This window comes from Glycocaulis alkaliphilus (assembly GCF_004000605.1).
Classification (GTDB): domain Bacteria; phylum Pseudomonadota; class Alphaproteobacteria; order Caulobacterales; family Maricaulaceae; genus Glycocaulis; species Glycocaulis alkaliphilus.
In genome coordinates this window covers 790813-817795 of the sequence record NZ_CP018911.1, presented here as the reverse complement: position 1 = coordinate 817795, position 26983 = coordinate 790813, and the positions used below count along the sequence as shown (strand labels likewise).

Below are 26983 nucleotides of genomic sequence, written 5' to 3'. Positions count from 1 at the left end.
CGCTAGCCTCAGATTTGTGACGGCCTCGCCCTCACTCACCCTCCGCAGCATCCGCCTGACCCAGCAGGCGTTCGCACACGCCGCCATCCACGGTGTCGATCTGGACCGTGCCCAGCACAGCGGCGAGCGGGGTGAGAAAGACGCCAAGAGCGACCGTGGCTGCGCCGCGCAGATAGGTCTCGTCATCGGGGGAGATGTCCGGGTCGCGGAACGTGCCGCCAATATTGATCGGTCCGCCCAGCGAGCCGATATTCGGGCTGGTATCGCGGGCCTGCACCCTCAGATCAAAGCGCTCGCGCCGGAAATCGAACCGGCCTTCGCCATGGATCTGGCTGTCGGGCGTGGCCACGAGCAGCGTTTCGGCCTCGCCTATGCCGTCGGTGACCACGATGTCGGCCACGCCGCAAGAGGTCGCCACCGTCTCGTCGCTGGCAAAGATGTAGTTGAGCAGGTCGAGCCCGATCAGCTCCAGCGTCCGCCGCGAGATGGAGCCCTCGTCCAGTAATGCCCGGATGCGGCCGTTTGACGTGGCCATGGCGCGGCGGATGCTGTCGCCGGTCCCGACGAGGCTTATATCACCGGAGAATGTCCCCTCGATCCGCTCATTGGGGATGAAATCCTCCAGCCGGATGCCCGAGAACGTGCCGTCGGCGGAGGTGATGGTGTCTTCACCGCGCGCATTCACCTCCACCCGCGAGATCAGCCTGCCGCCGCGGAAGCCGAACTCCAGCGGCTCGAAGAGCAGCACCCTGTCGTCAAGCGTGATCACCGTAGACACTTCGGTCAGGGCCTGGCCTGCGCCGGTCACCTCACGCCCCTCAAACACCAGCCGCCCGTCCACGCCGGAGATACGCTCCACGGCCAGCGTGGCACGCGGAAAGATGCGGCCCTCATCACGCAGGGCGCGGGCCTGCGCCCGCCGCAAAGCGCTTTCGCTCATATCGTCGGGATCGATGGCCGGCGCGCCGATCAGCATGCCTATATCGTTGAAATCGAGCGAATCCGATGTCAGTTCGGCGTCGACAAAGGGACGGTCCCTGCCGGTGTCGTAATCGAGCTGGCCGGAGAGATCGCTATCGCCCACCACGCCCTCGATATTGCGCGCCTGCCAGACATCATCCACCCGCGCCAGGTCCAGCGTCAGATCATAGGGAGAGGTGTCCGGCGCCGGTATGCCGGTAAAGTCGTGAATCTCACGCAGGTTTTCCCCGCGCAGCGCCAGCGCGCCCGCAATCTGGCGGAAACTGCCGCGTGGGCCCAGCCGTCCGTCAAAGGCAAAGCGGGTCTCGCCGCCCTCTAAGTCAAGCCGGAAGGCAAAGCTCTGATCGGGATCGCGCAGGCGCATCACCCCGTCGCCTTCGCCGGTGAAGCTCAACGGACGGCCGCGCATTTCGCCTTCGCCGGAGATCGCGGTGCGGTCTGCGCCTTCCTGGTCCTCGGCGACAACCGAATCGAGATCCGCGGTAAAGGACACCTCTCGCGCCGCGTTGCGGTAGATCACCTGGCTTTCAACGAGATGCAGTGCGCCAACGATGGGGATGCTGCCCTGCCCGTCGCCCCGGCCAAGGCCCCAGTTATTGCGACGCTCCTCGTCCACGCTGAGGCGCAGTTCAAGGCCTCTGATCCAGGCCTCACGCAAATTCACCCGTCCACGCAGCAGGTCGAGCAGGGCCACGTCGGCTACCGCGCGCTCCAGCGTGATGAAGTGGTCGTCCCCGGTCCAGTCTTCATCGGAAATGGTGACACTGTCGAAGCGGACGCGGGGCACGAAATTCCACCGCCACCGCACCTCCAGAGGTTCATTGATCGTCACCTGCCGGTCGAGCGCGCGCGACACGCGCTCCTCCACCGGACCGCGCAGCCAGTCCCACCCCGCCAGCTGGATCACCAGAACCAGGGCAAGGCACGCCGCGAAGATGATGGCCACAAGGCCGGCAAGGATGCGCACGAACATGACGGAACCGAACAGCGGACACGTATGAACTAAGCGCGCAAGGCGGCGCACGGTTCCCCTGCGGCGTCAGATGGCGGTGTGAAGCTCAGTAGTGCGGCGGCTTTTCAGACGCGGCGGCGGGCAGGCCCGCCTCCAGCTCCGCAATCCGGCTGTCAGAGCGGTGAAGCTGGGCTTTCAGCCGTTCGATGTCCTTCTGCTGCAGCGCCAGTGCCTCGGACAGATCGTCAATGGCCTGTTGCTGCTGGGCTATGTGAATCTCAAGGGTGTCAAGGCGGGTGATGTCGGTCATGAGGCAGCTCGCTTGTCTTCACACTGGCCGGATTTGCGGAGTGACGGGCCGTTAGCGGCAGGTCAGCGCGCATCCCAGCCGGTCTGGCCTTCGCTGCGCAAGGTGTCACCGCTGCCATCAAACCCGATAGAGCGCAAGACCATTGCCATTGCGCCGGTACGCGGCTCGGCATTCAGCGACCAGCTCGCCGCCTCTGGTCCGAACCGTACATGCCCGTCAATGCGGACATCTGCCGTTTCGCCGGCAAACCGAATGGCGGGCAGACTGCCCGCACATTCCAGACTGCCATCGAGAACCGGCAAGCTGCCTGCGCCGCCTGTATCAAGGGATAGCAGCCCGCCAAAGCGGACGCCGCCGGAGGCCGTCTCGCAGCCACGCGGCCCGAAACGGGCCTGGACATCGGAAAACACCAGAGGTTCACCAAGCGCCGCCCGGCCAAGCCCGGCAAGGGGAACAAGGCCAGCAGGCAAAACGCGCCCGGACAGGCCGTGCAGCTCAACGCCGCCATCGCCAAATACGACGCGCCCCTGGCCGCGCCCGCGCGGGTCTGAAATCCGCACCTGCAGGGCCGGGCGGCCCTGTAGCAGCGAGACCGCGTCCAGCGCGCCCTCCACGTGTGCCAGATGCACGGAGCGGACCTGCACCGCGTGCCATTGCCCGCTCCAGATCGTGCCGGTTATCTGGGCTGCCTGAACGCCGCGAGGCTGGAGAAGCAGCGCATGAACGACGCTGGCAGGCATCAGGGCGATGGCCGCTGCAACAAACGCGATGACACCGGCGACGGCCAGCAGGATGGTGCGCCTCATGCGCCGCTCCTTGCCAGAAGCAGCTGGGCGCGCAGTTCGCCTCCCCGCCCCGCCTGCTCGATACCCGCCCGCACGACAATCACGCCATGATCGCGAGAGAGGGTCTCCAGCCAGCCGATCAGGCGGGGACCATCCGCACTGTCGATCCAGATATTCAACCGGCCAGCGTCATCAGGCAGCACACGCGACAGCACTATCCCGGCGCGGCTGGCAGACCCGGCCACGACGCTGCGCACCGGCTCGCGTTCCAGAACCGTGTCTGCGCCGGAAGCTGTCAGGGCGGTGAGGCGGGCGGTGCCAGCGCCAATCTGCCGATAATCATCGGCCGCGGCGACATAGGCCGTGCGGGCGCTCTCACGCCAGCTCAAGGCCGGTTGAAACGCGCCAAACCAGGCAAGGCAGGCCATCGCCAGCGCCCCGGCCATAATCAGGAGGCCCTGCTCGCGGACGCTCAGGCGTTGCCAGCGCGATTTAAGAGCTTCGATCATTCGCGCCACCTCACGACAAACTCGCCGCTGACCCCGTCCGCGCCCTGACGCGCTCCGGCATCGGCAATATCCAGACCTGCCGCCTCACCCGCACCGCGCAGTGCCTCGAAATCGTCGAAGCTTCGGTAGCGGGCTGACACGGATAGGGCTGCCTGCCCCGCCTCAAACCGCACGGCCACGATCTCGATGCCGGGCATGCCTTGCATCGCTTCGGCCAGCGCGCCCGCCAGGGGCAGGAAGCCAGCGCCGCCTGTATCGACGGCTTCAAGCTCACGCAGGCGTTGAGCCAGCTGGACACGCGGATTGACGATGCGGCGGGTATCAGGGAAGGCTTCGGCAAACGCCAAGCGGCCTGCCTCCTCATAGCGCCGGGCTTCACCGGCAAGCCACGCAGCCTCAGCGCCAATGCCCGCCAGAGCGAGAGCGGCGGCTACACCGGCAAGCCCGGCCACACGCCGCCACGGTTTCAGCAGGGCCGGCCAGTCCAGCGAGGCGGCAAGGCGAGCACCAAAGAGGGCCGGCATCAGCTGCAATTGCGCCATATCGAGGCTGGCCGCCGCCTGCACGGGATCCAGCGGCCCGGTACGATGGAGAGGGAGTTGCCCGGGCTGTAACCCGTCATTGCCCTCCCCGCCCGCCAGCGTGATGCGCGAAGGCTGATGGCGGGCGATCAGCGCCGGGATCATCATGTCTGCCAGCGCTTCGGGGATGCTGCCAGCTGCGTCCTCAGTGCCCGCACGATAGCGCCAGAGCAGGCTGGATACATGCACCGCGAGCGCAAGTTCGCCCTCAGCCGGGTCAAGCAGCAGGGCTTCGCTGATGGCGAAGACCGGGCGGATGGCGAGCGCCTCCAGAGCGTTCTGCCAGCGCTCGGCGAGAGAGGCATCAAGGGCGGCGACCCAGCGCGCGCCGCTCTCATCGGCTGCGCCGCAGGCGATGCGCTGTGTGTCGAGCGGCGTGGCGAGATATTCCTCCAGCGCAAAGGGCGCTGCCTGCCGGGCGGCATTGTCGCTGCGCGCAGGCATGACAAGGCGGCGCATATGGACATGGCCCGCCGGAATGATCGCGATTGTGGCGGAGACGGTGGTGCCGGCGGGAAGTGCGAACGTCTCCAGACCCTCGCCGGAGGTCAGCACATCGCCGAATGCGCTGCATAGCGACCAGCGAAGCGCATCGTCCGCCGCGACGGGCAGGTTTATGATCAGGCGCGCGCTCACAGAACAGCTCCCTGCACGGGCGTCAGGCGCGAAAACCGCCCCGCCCGGTCCATGCGCACGGTCTGGATGCGCGACAGGCGCGCTTCGCCGAGCCGCACCTCCACCTGCAACTCAAACCATTCCGAGCGCAGCGCCACTGCGCTTGCCGGGCGCTCCTCCGCGCTCAAGGGCGCGAAGGCGGGATCAGCCCAGAGTGCCTCAAGGCTTTCAAATCCGGTCGTCGGCCTGCGGAACAGGGCCTGCCCGGCGGCCTGCACGCTCACCGCGCCTTCGGTAATTGCGGTGATGAGAACGGCCTCCTCCCGGCGCAGCGTGTTGACGTTCAGCGCGGGCTGCACGCTCGTCGGCAGGGCACACAGATACGGCGCAGCGCGCATATAAAGCGCGCGGTTCATCACCGGCAGCAGGCGCAGCTCGGACAGCTCGGCAAAGGGCTGATTGGCGGCGCGGAACGGTTCGGATCGCGCCAGATAGGTGTCGTCCTCGGCGCCGCCCGGGCGGGGCGTGCGGTCAACATCAATCCAGTCGGCGGCCTGCGCGATCAGGCTTTCGGCGTCGCCGGGCGGTACGCCCAACGCCGCCAGAAGCGCGCGCATGCGGGCGGCCGCCAGCCGGTCTGCCTCTCCATCGCCGCCTTGCGTGTGCAGGGCGTTGATATTCAGGCAGTTATTGCGGTCGCGCACGCGGGCGGCCATCTCGCCATTATCGAGCGGGAAGATGCGGATTTCCCCGTCCCACGGCCCTGCAGGGGTGAAACGCTGGTCTGCATCCCCTGCGAAGCGCGCAATCAACACTTCGCCGTAACTCACCGCGCCGTCGAGATAAGCGGCGGCCTGCAGACGGTCCTCGATCACCCCGGTGCGCTGCAGATGGCCGCGCATCATCTCCACCAGCGACACGCTGACCGCCGCCATGAAGGCGACGACCATCAGGGCCGTGATGAGCGCTGCCCCGCGCTCTGTCTCCTCGTGCCGCGCGTTCATGAGGAACCTCCTGCGGCGACGGTAAGAGCGATATGTTCAATCTCTCGGCCCAGCGCGTCGGTATAGATCAGCCGTATGGAGTCCGGCATTGGCACCTCGCCGGAGGACCCCGGACGCACCGGAGCGTCCAGCCAGTTGCGGCCATAGCGGAAGCTGACGGAAACGTCTTCAAGGCCCTCGGCCAGCACCATGGTCTGCGGCCGCGAGGCGGGGGCCATATCGGCAGACAGCCATGTCTCGCGAAGCAGCACGCCGTTCTCAACGCGCCAGATGACACGCACCAGGCTGGAACGGTCTGCCGCCTCGCCCGGATTGGCCCTGCCCCGCCGGGTGAAGGCCGCCAGATGGCCGCCAGCCTCATCGTCCAGTGAAAAGAATGTGACGCTGCGCCCGGACAGGGCCGCGCCGCCATAGCCGCCGTCTTCTGTGCGGTGCGGGCGCATCAGCATGTGGGCCGCGTCATCGCGCCAGAGCGCGCGGACCTGCTGCAGCTGCGACAGGCGCTCAATCGCTGCTTCCTGCCGCTCGCGGGCATCGATTGTGGTGACGAGAAGCCCGGTAGACATCGTGCCAATCAGCGCGAATACGCTTAAGGCCACCATGACCTCGACAAGTGTGAAACCGGCGTCGCGCGTCATCGCTCTGCCCGCTCGAAATGGGTGAGTGTGAAAACCGAAGAGCGGGTGAAATGGCCTGCAGGCGAGAGCTCGAGGTTGACGGCAACGAGGCCCGCCTCCGGGGTCGGGCTGACCGCGATCCGCCATTCATATTCGCGCCCGGCAAACGCATACTGGCCGGAGGCATCGCGCGGCGGCCCGGCACGCTCCAGCCGCCACTCGGCCAGTACATTCTCTGCTGCCAAAGCTGCCAGCGCGCGGTCCTCGGCAAGCGTCGCCGCGCGCGCCGACTGGGTGAGCGCCTGCACCAAAGCGACGCCCGCTATCGCCAGCACGACGAGGGCAGCGAGCATTTCCACAAGCGAGAAGCCTGCATCAGCGCGCATCGCTCACCTCCACTGGACGCAAGGCAGAGACGGTCAGGCGATAATCCCGGCCAGTGCCTCTGAGCTCGAGCACTATCGGCGGCTCGCTGCCCAGCGGGTCAAACCAGAAATCCGGCACCGGCAAGGCATCGCCTGCTGCAGCGTCAGCGGTCTGCCCGCCAGCGAGGGTGAGCCGTACGCCCTCTGCCAGCCGGGCCGGGCCAAGCGTGCGGTCGCCATGGCGCACCCGCCAGCCTTCGCGATGCAGGTCCATGAAGGCATAGCCCCCGCCATCGGCGTCCACCGACACACCGATCAGGCTGCCCGTCACCAGCACGAGGCGGCGCGCCATTTCAAGGCGCAGGGCGAGCTGCCCCGCCTCATTTTCAGCGGCGCTGCGCGGCGGCGTGATCTGCGTCACCGCCACCACCGAGACAAGCGCGATCACGGCGATGACCACCATCACCTCAATGAGCGAAAATCCGCTCTCATGGCGCTGGCGGCGGGCTTTGCTCATCGCGAGGTCCAGTTGCCTATGTCTGCGTTATTGCCGTCCCCGCCGGGCCGGGCATCGGCGCCCAGTGACCAGACATCAAACCGGCCATGTTCGCCTGGCGACATATACTGGTACTCGCCGCCCCACGGGTCCTCGGGCAGGCGATTGATATAGCCGCCTTCGGGAAAGCGCGCGGCAAGGCGCGGATCGGCGGGCGCCGTCACCAGCACCTCAAGGCCTTCATCGGTTGTGGGGTAGCGGCCCATATCGAGGCGGAACATCTCGATCGCCTGCTCGATGCGGCCAATATCTGCGCGCGCCTTCTCGATGCGGGCGCGGTCCTGGCTTGGCAGCACGTTCAGCACCACCACCGTCGCCAGCAGGCCGATAATCACGACCACCACCATGATCTCGACCAGCGTGAAGCCGGCTTCGGTATCCTTTGAGCGTGTCGGCACGCGCATGTCAGGCCTCCTTCGGGATCAGTTGAGCGCCAGCGTGTTGAGCTGGAGGATGGGCAGGAGAATGGAGAGCACGATCAGGGCGACGACCGCGCCCATGACGATGATGATGGCAGGCTCAAGCAGGCTGAGCGCAGTGGAGCTGGCCGCTTCCAGCTCGCCTTCCAGCTGGTCGGCGGCGCGCGGCAGCATGGTCTCCAGCGCGGCGGAACGCTCGCCTGCTGCAATCATGTGCAGGGTCAGGGCTGGCAGGAAGCGCGCGCCTTCCAGCGAGGACGAGAGCGTGCGGCCTGTCTCCACCTCTGCCGTGACCGCATCGAGCGCCGCGCCGATATGGGCGTTGGTTGTGGCCTTGCGGGCCGCCCGAAGAGCATCCGGCAGCACTGTTCCTGCCGCCAGCAGCACGCTCAACGTCCGGGCAAAGCGCGCCGCCTCCAGCTTGCGCAGGAACCCGCCCAGAAGCGGCAAAGAGAGGCTTGCCCGGTCCAGCCGGGCGCGAATGGCCGGACGGCGAAGGACCAGCCTGACGGCCAGTATGGCGAGCGCCAGCGCGATGAGCAGGAAAAGCCATCCGGCCTGCAGGAATTCCGACAGGGCGATCACGGCGCGCGTGAGAGCCGGGAGTGTAATGCTCATCGTGTCGAACTGGGCGGCAAGGCGCGGTACGATGGCGACCATCAGGACGCAGATCACGGCCATCGCCGTCACGGCGAGCGCGCCCGGATAGATGAGGGCCGTCATCACCTTGCGCGACAGGGCGGCAGACTTTTCCAGATGCGTGGCCAGCCGGTCGAGCACTTGGCCCAGCGCGCCGGAGCTTTCACCAGCGGCCACCATGGCGCGGTAGACGGGTGGGAAGCTTGCCGAAAAACCGGCCATCGCCGCCGACAGGCGCTCCCCCTCCAGCACCCGTTCGCGCAAGGCGATGAGGATGCGGCGCGCCTCCGGCCTTGTTGTCTGAGCGGACACCACCTGCAACGCCTCGGCAAGCGGCAGACCTGCCTCCACCAGCGTCGCCAGCTGGCGCGTCATCAGAAGCCGGGCAGAGGCGGGCATGGACGGCGCGCGCCTGAACGCTGAGAGGCTGAAAGCTTTCTCGCCTGCACGGCGCGCCTCATCGGCGCGTTCAACGCTCAAAGGGGCAAGCTGCCTGCGGCGCAGCTCTGCGCGCGCTGCCGTGCCGGACGCCGCCGAGATGACGCCGCGCGTGCGGCGGCCGCTTGTGTCCAGCGCGCTATATTCAAAGGCGGGCATCGCGTTCGCCCTCCTCCCGGCACACCCGCAGCACTTCAGCCAGTGTCGTCGCGCCGGTGCGCGCCAGCTCCAGCCCCGCCTCGAACAGCCCGCCCCCGCGCGCAAAGGCATGACGGGCGAGCTCTGTCTCGCGGGCATTGTCGTGGATCAGGCCGCGCAAGGCCTCGTCGACCATGATGATTTCATAGACGCCCTGCCGCCCGGCAAAGCCGGTATGGTGACAGGCCTCGCACCCGCGCGGCGCATAGAGCGTCAGCGGACCGGAGACGCCCGCCAGCGCCTTCTCGCGCTCGCTTGCCTCGTACGGCTCATGGCAGTGCGGGCAGAGGCGGCGGACGAGGCGCTGGGCCAGAACCGCGCTTAGCGTGCTCGCGAGCAGATAGCTCTCAATGCCCATATCGCGCAGGCGTGCAATCGCGGCAGCCGCCGAATTGGTGTGGACGGTGGAGAGGACCAGATGGCCTGTCAGGCTGGCCTGCACGGCGATGCGCGCCGTCTCGCCATCGCGTATCTCGCCGACCATGACCACATCCGGGTCCTGGCGCAGTATGGCGCGCAATCCGGCAGCAAACGTCATCCCGACACGGGCATTCACCTGCGTCTGGCCGATGCCGTCCACGGCATATTCCACCGGGTCCTCGATGGTGAGGATATTGCGCGTCTGGTCATTGAGGGCGGTAAGGCCGGCATAGAGCGTGGTCGTCTTGCCCGAGCCCGTCGGGCCGGTGACGAGGATGATGCCATTGGGCTGATCCAGCGCGCGGCGATAGCCCGCTGCGACGCCCGCCGGCATGCCAAGCGCATCAATCGCCATCAGCGCGCTATTTTTCTCCAGAAGGCGCATCACCACGCGTTCGCCATGGCGCGATGGCAGGGTCGAGACACGCACATCAACACCCCGCCCGGCAAGGGTGAGCGTGACCCGGCCATCCTGCGGCACGCGCCGCTCGGCAATGTCGAGCCGGGCCATCACTTTCAGGCGGGAGACGAGCGCCGGTGCCAGATGCGGCGGCAGGCTGACGCGTTCGTCCAGCACGCCATCAAGGCGGAAGCGGACCGATACCCGGTCCTCGAACGGCTCGACATGGATGTCGGACGCCCCTGCCCTTACGGCATCGGCCACCAGACCGTTGATGAGGCGGATGACCGGCGCTTCGGAATCGGATGCCAGCAGGTCTTCAGCCTGCGGCATGTCCTCGATCAGCCGTGACAGGCTGTCGCCCTGTCCGGCTTCCTCGCGCGAGGCGCTAACCGCATTGGCGGCGTAGATTTCAGACAGGGCCCGGTCAAAGGCAGCATCGCTGAGCGTGCGCACCGGTGCCATGGTGCCTGCCGCCCTCACCGCTTCACCAAGGGCCAGCACATTCGCGCCCTGACGCATCAGGAATCCTGGCGTCTCGCCGGGCTGGAAGGCGATGCCGTTCTCGCGTGCAAAGGCGTATGTGAGAAGGCCCGGTGCCATGCCTGCCCCTATTGACCGTCCGCCGGAGCAGACGGCGCGTCCATCATCATCCGCACCACGTCTTCAAGGCTCGATCCGCGCCCGTTCGTGGCCCGGCGCTGTTCTTCGGACGCGTTTGCGTAGGCTTCCAGCGCCAGCGCGCGCATGTCGGCGGCGCTGCGGACAATGGTGGGGCGGATGAAGACGACAAGATTGGTCCGGCGGTCCGAGCGGCCCTCATTGCGGAAAGCGCGCCCCAGAACCGGCACGCGGCGCAAGCCCGGCACACCGCTATCGGCGCGCTGCTCATCGCGCTCGATCAGCCCGCCCAGCACGATGATCTCGCCATTATCGGCCAGCACCGTGGTCTCGATTGCGCGGTTATTGGTGACCAGCTCGGCAAAGGTCTGGCTGACAGGCCCGGCAACGGATGACACTTCCTGCCGCAGATGCAGCCGGATCGTGTCGCCATCGGAGATCTGCGGCTGGACGCGCAGCTGTACGCCCACATCCTGCCGCTCAATGGTACGGAACGGGTTGGAATTGTTCGATCCCAGCACCTCGCCGGTCGTGATCGGTATCTGCTGGCCGACAATGATGGAGGCTTCCTCATTGTCGAGCGTGAGGATCGAAGGCTTAGAGAGAATGTTGGAGCTGGTATCGGCCTCCAGCGCATTGAGGATCGCGCCGAAGATCGCCCCGTTCGAGTTCTGTCCGCCCACCCCGATCAGCGCGCCGCTGGAGCGCAGGAGCGACTGGATCGCCGCCTCGCGCAAGCTCTCAGACGCGTCATCATCGCCGCGTGCAGCCAGCCCGCCCGCAACGGCCAGAATATCGGGCGACGCGCCATAGCGTGTGGTCAGGAAGGGCGTGGAGCTGCCCGCATTGCCCGACAGAAGAAGCTGCAAGCCCAGATCGCGCGCGGTCTGATCGGAAATCTCCACAATGATGGCTTCCACCAGCACTTGCGGGCGGCGCACATCAAGCTGGCGGATCACCAGTTCCAGCTCGCGCAGCTGATCGGGATCGGCATTGACCACAATCGTGTTGGTGGGCGCGTGATGGGCGATGGAGGCGCGCCGCGCCGCCCCACCCTCGCTGTCGGCGGGCGTGAGGCTGACCGAAACCTGTTCCAGGATCGGCAGCAGGGCCGCGCCATCGGCGTGGTTCAGCGCGATTACGCGGAAGCTCTGGTTGGAACGGCTGACCGCATCGACCCGGCGGATCAGCGCAATGATGTCCCGGACAGCGCTCATCTCGCCGCGGATCAGCAGCGTGTTGGAGGCAGGCACGGGCGCGATATTCAGTGCGAAGCGGCGATTGTCCTCGCCCTGAAAGGCAGGCTGGCGCAGGCGCTCGATAATGCGGGCCATCTCGTCTGCCGAGACGTTTTCCAGCGACACCATTTCCACGACGGTGCTGTCGCGGTCCAGCGCGCGCAGCGCCTGCTCGATGGCAGACACGTTGGAGGCATAGTCCACGATCACGACCGAATTGCCGCTTTCAAGCGCGCTGAGCGTGCCAACGGCGCTCGACATGGCCCCCAGCGTGCGCACGGCCTCGCGCGCACTGGCTGATTGCAGGCGCACAACGGAGGAACTGAACAGGCCGTCATCGCCCCCGAGCGGCGCGCCGGAACGCGCGCCTTCGCGTTCGGCGCGGATCTGGTAGACGCCCGGTGCCGTCGGAACGGCGCTGAAACCATGCACGCGCAAGGTGGCGAGGAAGACCTGGAAGGCCTCCTCGCGCGTAACCGGCCCTTGCGAGGTGATGGTGACGACGCCGCGTATCTGCGGGTCGACCACGAACGTATAGCCGGTCAGGGCGGCCATATCCTCGATGAAGGCGGTCATGTCCGCATTGCGGAAATTGAGCGTGGTGCGCTCCTCGCTCTGCGCAGCACAGACACCCGAGAACAGGACGAGGGACGCCAATATGGCGGCAATGCGGACAATCATGGGTTTGACCTTGTTTGCAGGGATAGCCGCTCGCCACCCCGTTCGAACTGCAGGCTGGCAGGCAGGATGCCATCGGCCAGACCGGCCGAGAGCGCCGATACCCGCTCGGGACTGAGCGCTTCACCCTCGACCGAGGCAATGATGTCGCCGGGCTGGAGCCCCAGAGCCGACAGCGCGGGCGGGATATTGTCGATGCGCAGCCCCTCACCGCCCGATTGCAGCGGGTGCGGCGACAGGCTGATACCTGCCAGCGTGACGGCTTGCAGCGGCTCGGCAGGCGCCGTGCGCCGGGTCCGCGCGCGCTCTGACAGATAGAGCACTTCGCGGCTGCCATTGCGGCTTATGACCACCCGGTCATTATGAACCGCATCCAGCGTAACCCCGTCCTGCAGCGCACTGCCGGCGCGGTAACTGCGCTGCCCGGCGGCACCGGCCTCGATGATGGCACTGCCCTCTTGGGGCGTTGCGCCCGTGCGCACACCGAACAGCGCAAATCCGAGCCGGCTCTCGGGCAATATCTCCACATTGGGCGCGGCAGACCCGCCAGCCTGGCGGAAAAGCCCTGTGGCGGACGCAGAGGTCATCCGGGCGGCGCTCTGGCTGCTGCGCGCGTCGATGGCGGCTGAAGGGGCCGGCAAGGCGGTGGTGTAGCTGCCGTAGAGAAGCGTCCAGACCAGCGAGGCCAGCAGCGCTCCAGCCAGAACCACAAGGGCAAGCTCGGTTGCAAACACCAGCGTGGAGGCCACGCGGCGGGACAGGCCGGGCAGGCGCTGGAATCTGGCGCCCTGATCCATCTGGCTGCGCCCGGAACTGGTCATTGGCTCACGCTGTCCACCCGCTTTTGATCAAGCCGTGTAGCGCAAGTTCGTGACAGTCTTGCAAAGCCATATACTGGTTATGGCAGTATGCTGAAGATCGAAAACGCCCGGAGCCTTACGGTCCGGGCGTTTCCAGTCATTTGACCTGCTTGACCTAGAAGCTGGTCGACAGGCTCAGAGAGAAGGTGCGGCCGCGGTCATAGGTGTTGAACTCGGTCTCGCCAATCGTCTCGTTGCGCTGGTATTCACGGTGCTGCTCATCGAGCAGGTTGCGGCCCGAGAAGCCCAGCGAGAACTCCCGGCCCATCGCCTGGAAGCGGCGGCGGTACTGGAAGTCGAGCTGAATGCCCGGCTCGTCGATGACGTCGGGGAGGACGCCTGACGGCGAGTTGAAGCCACGTTGCAGGATGCGCTCGTCCACCCAGTTCACCAGGATGGTGAACTGATCATTGTCACCTTCCCATCCGAGCTGCATGTTGACGATGTTCTCCGGCGTGCCTTGAAGGTTCGAGCCATCAAGGTTGAAGAAGGAGGCATCCCGCAAGGTGTTGCTGATCGGGTCGAGCACCTGCGTACCGGCCGGAGCGATGATCTCCGACTGGGTGTAGGTGTAGTTGATGGCAAAGCGCCAGTCGCGCTCACGGAACCAGCCTATATCCAGCGGGAACTGGAAGTACTGGCGGTATTCCAGCTCGACGCCCTGCAGCTCGGCCTTGGGCGAGTTCAGGAAGGTGGTCTCGGACACGAAGGAGGCGGTCTCGAACTGGACTTCCTCGATCGGGTTGAGGATCTCCTTGTAGAACACCGCCGCCGTGATGAACTGATCGCGGCCCAGATAGTATTCCAGACGCGCATCATAATTGGTCAGCTCGGAGTCAACGAGGCCGTCAAAGCCGCGGAAGCTGCGCTGGCTTTCAGGGTCGAAGAAGCCCGAATTGGCAAATTCGCGGAATTGCGGACGGGCAATCGTCTGCGAATAGCCAAGGCGCAGCTGCAGGTCATTGGCGAAGTTCCAGGTCACGGTAGCCGCCGGCAGGACATAGTCATTGTCCAATGTAGCGCCGCGTCCCAGCTGGCCGAACCGGCTGAAGGTCTGCACGCTCTGCACCGCATCTTCATAACGCACGCCAACCGTTGCCCGGATGAAGCTGGTTATGTCGAAATCAGCCTGTGCGAACACCGCGTCCACATCCAGCTCACCGACATAGTTGGACTGGGTGTTCTGAACCTCGGTCAGCTGGAAGCGTGACGGGCCGATATTGTCCGGCGAGAACAGGAAGTCCGGCCGGGCGATCTGCGTGTCAGCCGGAAGCGAGTTGCCACCCGCCATGCGGAAGAACAAGGTGTTGTATTCCCGCTCGGTGCGCGTCGTGTCTCCGCCCACGGTCAGAACCAGCTCGCGCGAGCCGGGCAGGTTGAAGGTGTAGAGCAGCTCACCGCCGAAATTGGTCAGATCGTCGGTAAGGTCGGTGAACTGGATTTCATAGCGGGCCGCCGAGGTGAAGGCGATATCGCCATTGGCCTGTTCCAGACGGGTCAGCTCCTGCAGGAACGGCGTCTCACGGGTCGCGCGCGCAACGGAACCGCGCCAGCGCGCTTCCAGATTGCCAAAGCTGTGATCGCCCGTGAGCTGGAACATGCCCAGCTCGCGTTCAAACCAGCCAGTGCTCTCCCGGTAGATCGGGCGGCCACCTTGCGCGTTGAAGTCTTCACCGCGCGTAAGCTGCGTGTCCTTGCGCGAGGAGTGGACATAGAACAGCGTCGCGCCCAGCGCATGATCGCCACGTTCAGCCGACAGGGATACGAGCGAGTTTGTATTTGCTTCGTATGAGGTCAGGCTGGAGGTGAGATCCGTACCAAGGACATCGCCGCGCACGCGCTGCCGCCGGGCATTTTCAATGCTCCAGCCCGCATCAAATCCGGCTGCCCCGACGATACCCATGTCGAAACCGCCAAGCGTGAACGAGTAGCCGCCATTTGCCGACACCGAATAATCCGGGTGGAGGTCCATGGACTGGACGACCAGCAGATTCGGGATCACGACGCTTTCGCTCACCGCTTCGAGTTCAGCAGACGACAGGCTGTTGAGGGTCTGGCCGTTGCGCAAGACACTGGCGAGCGGACCTGGAATATCGCGATAGCCGCGATCATAACCCGTCCAGTCCGTGTCTGATCCGCGGTGGATGAGCCCGTTCTCGCCGGTCGTGACCGTGTTGTAACCGATACTGCCCGAGACGTTGAAGAACGGGTCAACCGGACGGCGCAGCGTGCGCAGGCTGATGAGGCCGCCGCCGAACTCGCCGCCATAATTGGCTGAATAGGTTTTCTGGACGTCGACGCCATCGAGCACTTCTGACGGGAAGAGGTCGAGCGGAACGATCCGGCGGAGCGGTTCCGGGCTCGGCAGGGGAGAGCCGTTCAGAAGCGCGGCTGCATAACGGTCGCCAAGACCGCGCACATAGGCAAACCGGCCGCCAACAATGCTCAGACCGCTCAGGCGGGTCAGAGCGATGGCGGCGTTGGAATCGCCCGCGCGTGCAAGGTCTTCGGCAGACACAAAGCTGGCCACCTGCGCGGTACGGCGCTGGGGCTCAGGGATGAACTGGCCGCGCACCGAGATGGTCTCGACGGGTTCGGAGGCGCTTGTTGCCTCCTCGGCCTGGCGGGCAAGGGCTGACGGGGCCAGGAGGGCCGAGCTCGTCAGCAGTGCCACGCTGAACAGGTAAAGCGGTTTCATGGGTTCGCAACCTTCATTGTATGGGATGGAGAGCAGGCAGGGGCGCGCCGGGCGATGCCCGGCGCGCCTGGCTCATCGCCTAGCAGGTGCTTCCGGCTTCCAGACCGCAGGTCCAGTCAGCCCACCAGCGATCGCTCGAATTGCGAACCGCGCCGATATAGTCGACATCGTCGAAGTACGGATCGAGCGTGGTGACGTCGAACGCCTGACGGGCATTCTCGTTGGCACCATTCACGAAGGTGTTGGTCAGCGTGCTGGCCGTGCCCGTGGTGTTGTTCGAACCACCCGAGACCGCCGCCGAAGCTGCCGCCTGATCGGAAGCAGCCGTGGACAGGCCGCCTGCGCAGTCGAACAGCACCGAGTCAAAGCTCGGATCGACGTCCACACCCTGGTAGCCAGCGACCCCGTTACCGGCTGAGGTTTCCCAGCGGAAGCACTCGGGACCGTAGCTCACGACACCGTTCACATACCGGCCAACCGTGCCTGTGTTCAGGCGGAAGGCGTTGGTGCGGTTACCCACAAAGGTGAAGTTGGAGAAGATGGCGTTGGACAGCGGGGTGACGCCCGGAGCCGAGCTGGAGGCTTCGACGATATTGTCGCCGCCACCGGCACGCTGGATGCCCAGAAGGAACTGTACGCGGCCACTCCAGCCATTGTCGGTGTCGAAGGAGTCATCGTCCGCGCCGGTGACGACAAGGTATTTGCCGTTCACGGTGCCGCCGAACCACTCAATGCCGTCATCCGAGCCGTTATGGACCTGGATGTACTCGAAGGTCGTGCCACGGCCGACACCGCCCAGCGTGATGCCGTTGAGCTCGTTACCCGGCGCGATTTCAAAGCCGGCGAACTTGACTTGCACGAAGGTCAGCGAGCCCGAGCTGTCATCTCCTTCAATACCGCCATAGAGCGCGTCCGGATTGGTAACGCCCTCAATGAGGTTTTCACAGTTGATGGAGCCAGGCACCGCAGCATCGCGGCAGCGATTGGTCGGTGCCCGGCCGAGGATCACAAGACCACCCCATTCACCGATGGCCGAGGCGCGGTCACCTGTATTGGTGATGTCGTTCTCGGACGTCATGATGATCGGGTTCTGACGCGTACCGTTGGCAAAGATCTGCGAGCCGCGATTGATCAGGAGATAATCGGCGCCCGTCCGGCCATAGAGGGTCACACCGGATTCAATGGTGATGGAGGCAGCAAGCCCGTTTGCGGCATTGCCGTCCGCGCCCACGTCACGGCCGACCCGCACACCACCGACCAGCTCGTAGATATTGCCACGGGTCAGGCGGATGTCCGACGTGACAGTTCCCGTGAGGCGGCAGACATTCTGGCCGTTGCGCTGCGCGCCGGTATCCGTCGTGCCAATCGGGCACTCAGGCTCCGGGAACAGGCCAAAGGTCCAGCCTGCAGCCCAGTTATTGGTTTCGGTCTCGGTCGGGCTAAACGCGCCGATATAGTCAGCCGCCTGGAAGAAGCTGTTGATGGACGTCGCATCAAACGCGTCAACACCCTGCTCCGCCGGCCCCGGGAAGAGGCGCGACGCCAGCGAGTTTTCGGCCTGGGTATTGTTGGCGTCAGCCGCAACAGCGGCAGCAGCAGCGGCAGCATCGTTGCCGGAACCACCAGACAGACCGCCTTCGCAGTCAAACAGGACCGAGTTGAAGCTCGGGTCAACGCCAACGCCCTGATAGCCAGCCACGCCGTTGCCGGCAGAGCCTTCCCAGCGCATGCAGGCCTGACCGTAGTCAACCACGCCGTTCACGTAGCGGCCTACCGTGCCGGTGTTCAGGCGGAAGGCATTGGTGCGGTTACCCGCGAAGGTGAAGTTGGCGAACGTCGCATTCGACAGCGGGGTCACACCCGGAGCGGAGCTCGAGGCCTCGACGATATTGTCGCCGCCGCCGGTACGCTGGATCGCGATCACATACTGGTTGAAGCCGTTATAGCCATTGTCAGTGTCGAGCGAGTCGTCATCGGCGCCCGTCACGACCAGATAGCGGCCGTTTACCGTGCCGCCGAACCATTCAATGCCATCGTCCGAACCGTTGTGAACGTGGATATATTCAAAGGTCGTGCCCGAGCCGACACCGGCCAGCGTGATGCCGTTCAGCTCGTTGCCCGGCGCGATTTCAAAGCCGGCAAACAGCACGCGCACATAGCGCATGATGCCGGAATTGTCCTGCGGGTTGTTGCCGCCATAAAGCGCATCAGGATTGGTCACGCCTTCAACGAGATTTTCGCAATCCACAGTGCCCGGCGTCGCGGCGTCGCGGCAGCGATTGATGGGCGCGCGGCCGAGCACGACGATACCGCCCCACTCGCCAATATTGTCACCGCCAAAATCCTGCGGGTTCGCTGCGCGGCGGATCAGGTCCTCGTCAGAGGTCATGGTGATCGGCGAAGCCGCCGTGCCGTTGGCCTCGATCTGCGAGCCGCGATTGATGACGAGATAGTCTGCGCCGCCCTGACCGAAAATGGTGACACCCGGCTCGATGGTGAGGCGGGCTGACACGCCGCCAGAGCGGTTTCCGTCCGCGCCGACATCGGCGCCGACATTCACGCGGCCATCAATGCGGTAGGCCACGCCCTCCACGAAGGGCAGGGTCAGGTTGTTGAGGATGTCGCCGGAGAGGACGCAGGTGGTGAGGCCTGCCACTGCCGTTCCGGTGGTGAAACCGCTCGGACAGGTGGCGCTGCCACCGCCGCCGTCTCCACCACCCCCGCCACCGCCGCCGGGCGGGGTGCCGGGATTGGTCGCACCGGGCGACGAGATGTTGGAACCTTGGCCGCATGATGCGGCGGCCAGGCCGAGCACAAGTATGGCTGCGTATTTCTTCAACGACATGATCGTCCCCTCTGCGGACGCGCGTGGCGCGCGTCACCTGCAAATGTTTCAGCTCGCAGCGAGACAGGTATGCTCCCATCTCGACAGAGTATCCTGTTATACAAGATTCATGTCAGGCCGGTGACATGCATTGCAAGATTCCGGAATTCAGAAAAATCTTGCCGTTGCGCGGCGGCGGCCACTCGTAAGGTGGCGGCAATTCAGCGGGTTAAGGTGTTGCCATATTCCCGACCGAGCGGATTTCATCCCAGGCCGCACGCATCATGCCAAGCCCGCTTGCGCCCGCCAGCACAGCTAGCAGAGCGGCCAGAGGCAAGAACCATGGGCCGGCCAGATCGGTGAGCAGCGAGACCATGTCGGGGTTGGCGGCACCGACAAAAATGCTGCCCGTACTGGCGTTCAGCCAGATACTTACCAGGGTAGGCTCCGCCAGTTCCGCCAGGAACAAGGTGAGGGATACAAGCGTGCAGACCCAGAGCAGCAAGGCGCCGACTGCCATGGTGACGGGAAGCAGCTGCGCGAAACGGTGACTGGCCGGCGGATTTGAATGCCCGGTGGCAGCCATGTAGCTGCTTGCCAGCGCGCGCGGAGACCCCATCCGGCGACACGCCTCGGCTTCACCGAGCGAGGCGCAGCGTTCTGCCAGATGGCTTCGGGTTTCCGCCAGAATGTCTTCCTGCTCACCTGCAGGAAGCCCGCTCAGGGCCCGCGCAAGTTCACGAAGATAGGTCTCAATCTGGGAAGTTTTCACCGGCCTGTCCCGCAAGTCTGTCCAACTGCAAGCGAAACTCTGCCCATGCCTGGCCCATGGCCGACACGGCGAGCTTACCCTCGGCCGTGAGGCTATAATATTTGCGTGGCGGTCCTGTGACACTCGGCTGCCAGCGGGCGTGAATCCGTCCCTCCAGCTGCAATCTCTTCAACAGCGGGTAGATCGTCCCGTCAGAAATGCCCAGGCCGTCGGCGCCAGACAGGGCGTCGAGCAGCTCTATGCCGTACATTTCCTTGCGGGCGAGCAGGCTCAAAACGGCAAACTCCGCCGCGCCCTTGCGCAGCTGTGCCTTCCAGCCCCCGATATCCAGTTGCCCTGACGTCATCGCCAGATGATTACTGTGTTCGCAACGCGTTGTCGCGCCCTGATGCACCCGGCACCTGGAGCTAAACCCACAGGCCCGCCCGCAGCACTATCCACGCCGCTGCAATGCCCGCCGCCAGGAACGGACCGAACGGAATCGCGGTGCCGGCGCCGATCTCCCTGCCTGCCAGTTTCAGCGCCAGGACCCAGATCAGCCCGGCCATGCTGGCAAGGAGCAGGATTACGGGCAGGAGCGCCGCCCCGCACCAGGCACCGCCAACCGCCAGCAGTTTGGCGTCGCCCCGCCCAAGTCCGTCGCGCCCGCGCACGGCCCTGTAAGCCAGCTCCAGCGCGGCAAGGCCTGCATATCCGATTACCGCACCCGCCAGATGCCAAAGGACGGGATCACCCAGCCACCAGGCTGCCAGCGGGCCGGCGGGGATCAATGGCAGGGTGAGCCAGTCCGGCAGGCGCATCGTCCGGACATCCATGATGGACAGCGCCGTGAGCCCCGCCAGCAATACCGATCCGCAAACAATGGTCTCAACCGGCCACATGCCTCACCGCCCGGACGCCTCCGGAGCCTCGTCCGGTTCGATACGCGACCTACAGGAAATCCCTGTCAGCGGCTATACGGGCTCGCCGCGCCTGCCTGGTCAGAAGGCGCTGTGTCCGGTGATCGCACGGCCCAGTATGAGGGCATGCACATCGTGCGCGCCTTCATAGGTGTTGACCGTTTCCAGATTCATCACATGGCGCATCACGTGCATTTCGCCGGTGATCCCGGCGCCGCCATGCATGTCGCGCGCCTCGCGGGCGATGGCGAGCGCCTTGCCGCAATTATTGCGCTTCATCATGGAGATGGTTTCGGGCACCCACGCGCCGCCATCCAGCTGCCGGCCTAGCGCCAGCGCGCCTTCCAGGCCGAGATAGATTTCGGTCTGCATGTCAGCGAGCTTCTTCTGGACGAGCTGACGCGAGGAAAGCGCGCGGCCGAACAGCATGCGCTCGCCGGTATAGTCACGTGCCGCCTGGAAGCAGAATTCCGCCGCGCCCATCGCGCCCCAGGCAATGCCGTAGCGCGCCTTGTTGAGGCAGGAGAACGGTCCGCGCAGCCCCTTTACGCCAGGAAGGATATTGGCCTCCGGCACGAACACGTCGTCCAGGCCAATATCGCCGGTAATGGACGCACGCAAGGACAGCTTGTCGCTGATCTTGTTGGCGGTGAAACCGGCAAAATCACGCTCCACGATGAAGCCGCGGATCGTGTCGTCCAGCTTCGCCCAGACGATGGCGAGATCGGATACGGGGCTGTTGGTGATCCAGTATTTCGAGCCGTTCAGCCGGTAGCCGCCCTCGACCGCCACAGCTTTCGTCTTCATAGAGGCAGGATCAGACCCGCCATCGGCTTCGGTCAGGCCAAAACAGCCCACCAGCTCCCCTGCCGCCATTTTCGGCAGGTATTTCATCTTCTGCTCATCGGAGCCGAAGGCGTAAATCGGGTACATGGCGAGGGATGACTGCACGCTCATGGCCGAGCGATAGCCCGAATCCACTGCCTCGATCTCACGCGCGATCAGACCATAGGCGACATGGCTGGCTTCAGCGCCGCCATAGGCTTCCGGCAGCATCGCGCCGAGAAAGCCCATCTCGCCCATTTCGCGCATGATGGCGCGGTCGAAACTGCCCGTCTCGAAGGCCTCGACAACACGCGGCAGCAAGGCTTCGCGGGCATAGCCGCGCGCGGCATCGCGCACCATGCGCTCCTCATCGGTCAGGCGCTCGTCCATGCCGAGCGGATCGTCCCAACGGAATGTGCGCGGTGAGGAAGACGTGCCATCAGCCATATCAGAAGACCTTTTAAAGCAGGGTGGGGGCTTGCGCCTTGGCGGGCGCTGCGATTTAAATGATATAAGACTATATCTTTTGAGCGGGCAAGCATCATGCTGCACGCTGGCAGATCCACGAGGCGCTCCATGGCGCAGGGCATGACCCTGGTTGAAAAGATCATTGCGCGCGCAGCGGGCCGGAGCTCGGTGCGCGCAGGCGAAATCGTGACCGTGGATATTGACCTGGCGTTTGCCCATGACAGCTCCGGCCCGCGCCGCTGGGCGCCGATGCTCGAAGAGCTGGGTGTGGGCCTGTGGGATCCTGACCGGGTCGCCATTGTGTCAGATCACTATGTCCCGGCCGTCGATGCGGAGAGTGCGTCGATCCTGAAATTCACCCGCGATTTTGCCGCCGCGCACGGCGTGAAGAACTTTTTCGACATGGTGGGCATCTGCCATCTGGTCCTGCCCGAACATGGCCTGATCCGTCCCGGCGCGGTCATTGCGGGCGGCGACAGCCACACGCCCATGGCGGGCGCCTTTGGCACATATGCAGCCGGCTACGGCGCGACCGACATGGCCGCCATCGTCGCCACCGGGCGCACCTGGCTCTCGGTGCCCAAGACAATACGGATCGAGTGGCGCGGCGCGTTCGCCGATGGCGTCGCCGCCAAGGACGTCATGCTCTTCCTGTGCAGGGAGCTGGGGCTCGATAATGCGTTCAAGGCGGTGGAATACGCCGGGCCAACGGTAGAGGCGATGGGCATGGCCGAGCGCTTGGTCCTTTGCAACATGGCCGCCGAGCTGGGCTGCGAAACCGGTGTCGTCGCGCCCGACGCCGTAACCTTCGACTACCTGCGCGAGATTGGCGCTCCGGTAGAGGATGAAGCGGGAGCGCTCGCCCTCGCCTCCGATGCGGATGCCCGCTACGCGGCGCGCCACACATTCGATGCCAGCGCGCTGGAGCCGCAGATCGCCGCCCCGCACAGCCCGGACCGGACCTTGCCGGTCTCCGGCCATCAGGGCGTAAAGATCGATCAAGCCTATATCGGCGCATGCGTGGGCGCGAAGATCGAAGATCTGCGCATGGCGGCGCGCGTCCTCAAAGGACGTAAAGTGGCCCCCGGCACCCGCCTTCTGATCGCCCCTGCCTCTGCACGTACCACCACAGAAGCCAGCGCTGACGGTACACTGCACGCACTGACGCAAGCCGGTGCCATCCTGCTGCCTTCGGGGTGCGGTGCATGTGCGGGCATGGGCGCGGGCCTGCTGGCGGAGGGCGAGACCTGTATCTCGTCCACCAACCGCAACTTCAAGGGCCGCATGGGCGCGAAATCCGCCAATGTCTATCTGGGCTCGCCCTACTCGGTTGCCGCAGCGGCGGTCGCCGGTCACATCACCGATCCGCGCGCGATGCTGGAAGGAGTGGCACCATGAGCGGCAGGGCTTTCGTATTCGGCGACAATATCGACACCGACGTCATGGCGCCCGGCTATCTGATGAAGCTGCCGCCAGAGGAGCTGGCCAGCCATTGCCTCAGCGCCATTGATCCGGATTTCGCCCGCACGGTGCAACCGGGAGACTTCGTTGTTGGCGGGCAAAGCTTTGGCATTGGCTCATCGCGCGAGCAGGCCGCTGTATCGCTGAAACTGCTGGGCGTGAAAGCGGTAATCGCCCGCTCATTTGCGCGGATTTTCTGGCGCAACGCCATCAATCTCGGCCTTGTCTGCATCACGCTGGACGAGGCGCGCCATATTGCGGCGGACGACCGTCTATCGCTCGATCTGCAGGTCGGCACCCTGTTCAACCACACGCAGGACACGCGCTACAGCTTTGCGCCCTTGCCCGGCCACCTCACAGGTATGATCGCCGATGGCGGGCTGATACCTCATCTCAAAAAACGCCTCGCGGCGAAGGGAGAGCATGCATGAGCCTTACCCTGAAACACAGGCTGGCGAGCGGCCCTGCCCTTCTGGCGCCTGGCGTCTATGACGCGCTGTCGGCCCTGCTGGCAGAGCGCGCCGGGTTCGAGGCTGTCTACCTGTCCGGCGCGTCTGTCGCCTATACCCAGCTTGGCCAGCCCGATATCGGCCTTGTCAGCCTGGACCATCTGGCCGATGTGACCCGGCGCATCACCGAACGCGTAAACCTGCCCCTGATCGTCGATGCCGATACGGGCTTTGGCAATGCACTGAACGTCCAGCGCACGGTGAAAATGCTGGAGCGCGCGGGCGCTGCGGCGATCCAGCTGGAAGACCAGACCTTCCCCAAGCGCTGCGGCCATCTGCGCGGCAAGGGCGTTATTCCAGCTGCCGAGATGGCGGGCAAAATCCGCGCCGCCATTGATGCGCGCCGCTCCCCGCATACCCTCATCATTGCGCGAACCGATGCCATTGCCGTTGAAGGCTTTGAGGCGGCGATGGACCGGGCCGAAGCCTTCCTCGAAGCGGGAGCAGACGTGCTGTTCATCGAAGCCCCGCGCGATCTGGACCAGATGCGTCAGGCCGCGACGCGTTTTGCCGGGCGGGCGCCGCTGCTGGCCAATATGGTGGAAGGCGGGGATACGCCGCTCAGCAGCGTCGAGGCGCTGTCAGAGCTGGGCTACCGTCTGGTGATTTCGCCCGGCGCGCTGGTACGCGCGCTGATCCCGGCGGCGGAGGCTTTCTTCGCTGCACTCAAAGCTGATGGTTCGACAGGCGCAGTGCGCGGCCAGATGACCGACCTTGCCGGGGTGAATGCCCGCATCGGGCTGGACGAGATGCTGGCCACGGGCCAGCGTTACGAAGCGTAACCGGAAGGCCATCAGACATGACGAGCGCCGATCCCAATCTTTACGATTACTGGCCCTATCGGAACCGCCCGAAAATCGAATGGCCCGGGGGCAAGAAGCTCGCCTTCTGGATTGCGCCCAATATCGAGTTCTACGAGTTCAACCCGCCCGTGAACCCGAAGCGTCCCGGCTGGCCGCGCCCGGCGCCGGATGTGGTGGGCTATTCCCAGCGCGACTGGGGCAATAGGGTCGGCCATTGGCGGCTCATGGAGCTGATGGACAAGTATGCCCTTCGCGGCTCTGTCTCGCTCAATGTCGCCCTGTGCCAGCACCACCCGGAAATCATTGAAGCCTGCGCCGCGCGAGACTGGGAGTTTTTCAGCCACGGCATCTACAACACACGCTATTCCTACGAGATGGACGAGGCGCAGGAGCGCGCCGTCATCGAGGATTCCATCCGCACCGTGCAGGAGGCTACCGGCCAGCGCATTCGCGGCTATCTCGCCCCTGCCCTGACCCATACTCCGCGCACGATGGACCTGATCGCGGAGTATGATTTCTGGTACACGTGCGACCTGTTTCAGGACGATCAGCCCCAGCCGCTGAAGACACGCTCCGGCAAGCTTGTCTCCATGCCCTACTCGCTGGAGGTCAATGACGTCATCACCTATGGCGCGCTGGCGATGACGCCCACACGCTACGCCGATGTGCTCAAACGCCATTTCGACGAGCTGCTGGCCGAAGGCGCGCAGAGCGGCACGGTGATGTGCATTCCGCTGCACGCCTATCTGGTCTCACAGGCCCATCGTATCGGCCCGTTCGAGGACGCGCTTGCCCACATAACCGCGCACAAGGACGAGGTGTGGTTTGCCACCGCCGCCGAGATCGCCGGGCATTTCCGCGAAAATTACTGGGAGCAGAGCCTCGCCGATATTGAGGCAAAGGGCTGCAAACGCGCCGGAACGGGGTTTGATGATGCCGCTGCCTGACGACTATCTCAAATACGAGCACCGCCGCCACGGCATGGACCAGAGCCTGTATGACTGGCGTCCGTCTGGTGAGCGCAAACCCGTCACCTGGCCGGGCGGCAAGGCGCTGGCGGCCATGATCGTGGTGCCGGTCGAATGGCACCGGCTCAACCCGCAGGGAAAGCCGCTCCGGCATCCCGGCGCGATGATGACGCCCTGGCCAGACCTTCGCCACTACACGACCCGCGACTATGGCAACCGGGTCGGCATTTTCCGCCTTCTGGACGCACTGGCAGCAACCGGCCTGCACGCCACTATCCCGGTCAATGCCGTCCTGCTGGAGCGCGCCAGGCCGCTTGTCGAGGCCATCAAGGAGGGCGGGCACGAAATCGCCGCTTACGGTCTGGAAGCCGACCGCATCCACTGGAGCGGGCTGGAGCCGGGAGAGGAAGAGCGCTGGATCGGCGAGACGCGCGAGGCGTTCGCCCGCGCCGGTCTCAACCCTCGCGTCTGGATGAGCCCTGCCCGGCAGCAATCCTTCGACACGCTGAAACTGATCGCCGGGCACGGCTTCGATGTCTGCCTCGACTGGGAACAGGACAGCGTGCCGGTGGCGATGCGCACGCCCTCCGGCGAGGTAAGCGCCGTGCCGCTCTCCAACGAGCTTGATGATCGCACCCTGCTTATCGACCGCCGCCAGAGCGAGGATGAGTGGGCAGACCAGATACTGGAAGCGGCCCGCCTGATGATTTCAGAAGCGCCGCGCGCCGGAGGTCAGGTGCTCTCCTTCTCGCTTACCCCCTATGTCAGCGGGCAGCCCTTCCGCATGCATGCGGTGCGCCGGGTACTGGAAGCGCTGGCAGGCAATGATGATGTGTGGAGCGCTACAGCCAGCCAGATCGCCGGCGCGGCGAGCTAGCGCGCTGCCAGCCAGTCCATCACCTCCTGCGCGGATACGACATCGGCATATTTGAGCTGGAGATCGGTGAGGTTGGCGTAATGATAGCTCTCATGTTTGTCGGCCACACACTCCTCCGCAACAACGGTGCGGTAGCCATGGCTGAGGCTGTCCACGGCGGTCGCCCGCACGCAGCCTGATGTGGACCCGCCCGTTACCAGCACCGTGTCGACCTTGTGCCAGACCAGATAGCTCGCCAGAGGGGTCTCGAAGAAGGCAGACGGCATGCGCTTGGTGAAGATGAGGTCGCGCGCCTCGTCTATCTCGCAGCGCGGATCGAATTTATGGCGCTCGCTGTCATAGCGGATGTTCTGCAGGCTGTCGGGCGTATCGGTACGCGTCCCCCAGACGCCGGCATCGCCCGCATCCGGCTTGTAGGCCACATGGCTCCAGATGACCGGCATGTCCTTCTGCCTCGCGAGGGCACTGATCCGGTTCACAAATCCGATCTGGTCGGGGTGCGTGACATAGGCCGTCTTTGGAAACAGGTCGGGCCGGGTATAGGCTTGCTGGAAGTCAACATTCACCACGGCCAGCTTCTCACCAAAGCCAAAGCGCGCCCGCGCCGGATTGGCCTTCACCGCCTCGAATAGCTCGCGCGCCGTCTTGTCCTCACGGACCATGGTGGGCTGGAATACGAGATCGGCCATGTGT

General features: G+C 65.0%; 26 protein-coding genes. 5 read left to right on the top strand and 21 right to left on the bottom strand.

What is annotated here, in order from left to right; translation table 11 throughout:
• Positions 1 to 31: 31 nt before the first annotated feature.
• The 20 genes from X907_RS03860 to X907_RS03760 form a co-directional block, all read right to left on the bottom strand.
• Positions 32 to 1954: an AsmA family protein gene (locus tag X907_RS03860; RefSeq protein WP_127565727.1), complete on the bottom strand. Its 1923-nt coding sequence runs from the start codon at positions 1952 to 1954 to the stop codon at positions 32 to 34.
• 85 nt (positions 1955 to 2039) lie between these two features.
• A complete protein-coding gene (locus X907_RS03855) occupies positions 2040 to 2243 on the bottom strand; it encodes a SlyX family protein (protein ID WP_127565726.1) in 204 nt (67 codons plus the stop codon).
• A 62-nt stretch (positions 2244 to 2305) separates the two neighbouring features.
• On the bottom strand, positions 2306 to 3049 hold the full coding sequence (gene gspN, locus X907_RS03850) for a type II secretion system protein N (RefSeq protein WP_127565725.1): 744 nt from the start codon (positions 3047 to 3049) through the stop codon (positions 2306 to 2308).
• Positions 3046 to 3537: a type II secretion system protein GspM gene (gene gspM, locus X907_RS03845; RefSeq protein ID WP_127565724.1), complete on the bottom strand. Its 492-nt coding sequence runs from the start codon at positions 3535 to 3537 to the stop codon at positions 3046 to 3048. Before gspM ends, gspN begins: the two co-directional genes overlap by 4 nt.
• Entirely contained in the window at positions 3534 to 4754 is a 1221-nt protein-coding gene (gene gspL / locus X907_RS03840; RefSeq protein WP_127565723.1) for a type II secretion system protein GspL, read from the bottom strand. Before gspL ends, gspM begins: the two co-directional genes overlap by 4 nt.
• Positions 4751 to 5737, bottom strand: coding sequence for a type II secretion system minor pseudopilin GspK (gspK, locus tag X907_RS03835; RefSeq protein WP_127565722.1), 987 nt, complete (start codon positions 5735 to 5737; stop codon positions 4751 to 4753). Before gspK ends, gspL begins: the two co-directional genes overlap by 4 nt.
• Complete coding sequence (gspJ, locus tag X907_RS03830) at positions 5734 to 6375, bottom strand: type II secretion system minor pseudopilin GspJ (protein WP_170175452.1); 642 nt, start codon at positions 6373 to 6375, stop codon at positions 5734 to 5736. The genes gspK and gspJ overlap by 4 nt, the downstream gene beginning before the upstream one ends.
• Positions 6372 to 6740, bottom strand: coding sequence for a type II secretion system minor pseudopilin GspI (gene gspI / locus X907_RS03825; RefSeq protein ID WP_127565720.1), 369 nt, complete (start codon positions 6738 to 6740; stop codon positions 6372 to 6374). Before gspI ends, gspJ begins: the two co-directional genes overlap by 4 nt.
• Positions 6730 to 7236, bottom strand: a complete 507-nt coding sequence (locus X907_RS03820; protein WP_127565719.1) for a prepilin-type N-terminal cleavage/methylation domain-containing protein — start codon at positions 7234 to 7236, stop codon at positions 6730 to 6732. Before X907_RS03820 ends, gspI begins: the two co-directional genes overlap by 11 nt.
• Complete coding sequence (gene gspG, locus X907_RS03815; RefSeq protein WP_127565718.1) at positions 7233 to 7679, bottom strand: type II secretion system major pseudopilin GspG; 447 nt, start codon at positions 7677 to 7679, stop codon at positions 7233 to 7235. Before gspG ends, X907_RS03820 begins: the two co-directional genes overlap by 4 nt.
• A gap of 18 nt (positions 7680 to 7697) precedes the next feature.
• Positions 7698 to 8930 carry a type II secretion system inner membrane protein GspF gene (gspF, locus tag X907_RS03810; RefSeq protein WP_127565717.1) on the bottom strand — a complete coding sequence of 411 codons (1233 nt, stop codon included), beginning with the start codon at positions 8928 to 8930 and terminating at the stop codon, positions 7698 to 7700.
• A complete protein-coding gene (gene gspE, locus X907_RS03805; protein ID WP_127565716.1) occupies positions 8917 to 10392 on the bottom strand; it encodes a type II secretion system ATPase GspE in 1476 nt (491 codons plus the stop codon). The genes gspF and gspE overlap by 14 nt, the downstream gene beginning before the upstream one ends.
• Before the next feature lie 8 nt (positions 10393 to 10400).
• On the bottom strand, positions 10401 to 12329 hold the full coding sequence (gene gspD / locus X907_RS03800) for a type II secretion system secretin GspD (protein ID WP_127565715.1): 1929 nt from the start codon (positions 12327 to 12329) through the stop codon (positions 10401 to 10403).
• Complete coding sequence (locus X907_RS03795) at positions 12326 to 13147, bottom strand: type II secretion system protein N (RefSeq protein ID WP_127565714.1); 822 nt, start codon at positions 13145 to 13147, stop codon at positions 12326 to 12328. The genes gspD and X907_RS03795 overlap by 4 nt, the downstream gene beginning before the upstream one ends.
• Before the next feature lie 154 nt (positions 13148 to 13301).
• Positions 13302 to 15884 (bottom strand): TonB-dependent receptor domain-containing protein, encoded by a 2583-nt coding sequence (locus tag X907_RS03790; RefSeq protein ID WP_127565713.1) that lies wholly within the window; start codon positions 15882 to 15884, stop codon positions 13302 to 13304.
• A 79-nt stretch (positions 15885 to 15963) separates the two neighbouring features.
• On the bottom strand, positions 15964 to 18729 hold the full coding sequence (locus tag X907_RS03785; protein WP_170175451.1) for a hypothetical protein: 2766 nt from the start codon (positions 18727 to 18729) through the stop codon (positions 15964 to 15966).
• A 208-nt stretch (positions 18730 to 18937) separates the two neighbouring features.
• Positions 18938 to 19480, bottom strand: coding sequence for a DUF1700 domain-containing protein (locus X907_RS03775; protein WP_127565711.1), 543 nt, complete (start codon positions 19478 to 19480; stop codon positions 18938 to 18940).
• A complete protein-coding gene (locus X907_RS03770; protein ID WP_127565710.1) occupies positions 19461 to 19826 on the bottom strand; it encodes a PadR family transcriptional regulator in 366 nt (121 codons plus the stop codon). The genes X907_RS03775 and X907_RS03770 overlap by 20 nt, the downstream gene beginning before the upstream one ends.
• A gap of 61 nt (positions 19827 to 19887) precedes the next feature.
• Entirely contained in the window at positions 19888 to 20361 is a 474-nt protein-coding gene (locus tag X907_RS03765) for a prepilin peptidase (protein ID WP_127565709.1), read from the bottom strand.
• 99 nt (positions 20362 to 20460) lie between these two features.
• Positions 20461 to 21651 (bottom strand): acyl-CoA dehydrogenase, encoded by a 1191-nt coding sequence (locus X907_RS03760; protein WP_127565708.1) that lies wholly within the window; start codon positions 21649 to 21651, stop codon positions 20461 to 20463.
• Between the two features lie 141 nt (positions 21652 to 21792).
• Here X907_RS03760 and X907_RS03755 point away from each other — a divergent pair, with 141 nt between their 5' ends.
• The 5 genes from X907_RS03755 to X907_RS03735 are packed head-to-tail and all read left to right on the top strand — an operon-like array spanning position 21793 to position 26290.
• The gene (locus X907_RS03755) at positions 21793 to 23070 is read left to right on the top strand and encodes a 3-isopropylmalate dehydratase large subunit (protein WP_233352511.1); all 1278 of its coding nucleotides are present in this window, start codon (positions 21793 to 21795) and stop codon (positions 23068 to 23070) included.
• The gene (locus X907_RS03750; protein WP_127565706.1) at positions 23067 to 23564 is read left to right on the top strand and encodes a LeuD/DmdB family oxidoreductase small subunit; all 498 of its coding nucleotides are present in this window, start codon (positions 23067 to 23069) and stop codon (positions 23562 to 23564) included. Before X907_RS03755 ends, X907_RS03750 begins: the two co-directional genes overlap by 4 nt.
• Entirely contained in the window at positions 23561 to 24424 is an 864-nt protein-coding gene (locus X907_RS03745; protein WP_127565705.1) for an isocitrate lyase/PEP mutase family protein, read from the top strand. The genes X907_RS03750 and X907_RS03745 overlap by 4 nt, the downstream gene beginning before the upstream one ends.
• A 17-nt stretch (positions 24425 to 24441) precedes the next feature.
• The gene (locus X907_RS03740; protein ID WP_127565704.1) at positions 24442 to 25392 is read left to right on the top strand and encodes a polysaccharide deacetylase family protein; all 951 of its coding nucleotides are present in this window, start codon (positions 24442 to 24444) and stop codon (positions 25390 to 25392) included.
• A complete protein-coding gene (locus X907_RS03735; protein WP_233352510.1) occupies positions 25376 to 26290 on the top strand; it encodes a polysaccharide deacetylase family protein in 915 nt (304 codons plus the stop codon). Before X907_RS03740 ends, X907_RS03735 begins: the two co-directional genes overlap by 17 nt.
• Here X907_RS03735 and X907_RS03730 read toward each other — a convergent pair.
• Entirely contained in the window at positions 26287 to 26952 is a 666-nt protein-coding gene (locus tag X907_RS03730) for an isochorismatase family protein (protein WP_127569297.1), read from the bottom strand. The genes X907_RS03735 and X907_RS03730 overlap by 4 nt on opposite strands.
• Between the last annotated feature and the right edge of the window lie 31 nt (positions 26953 to 26983).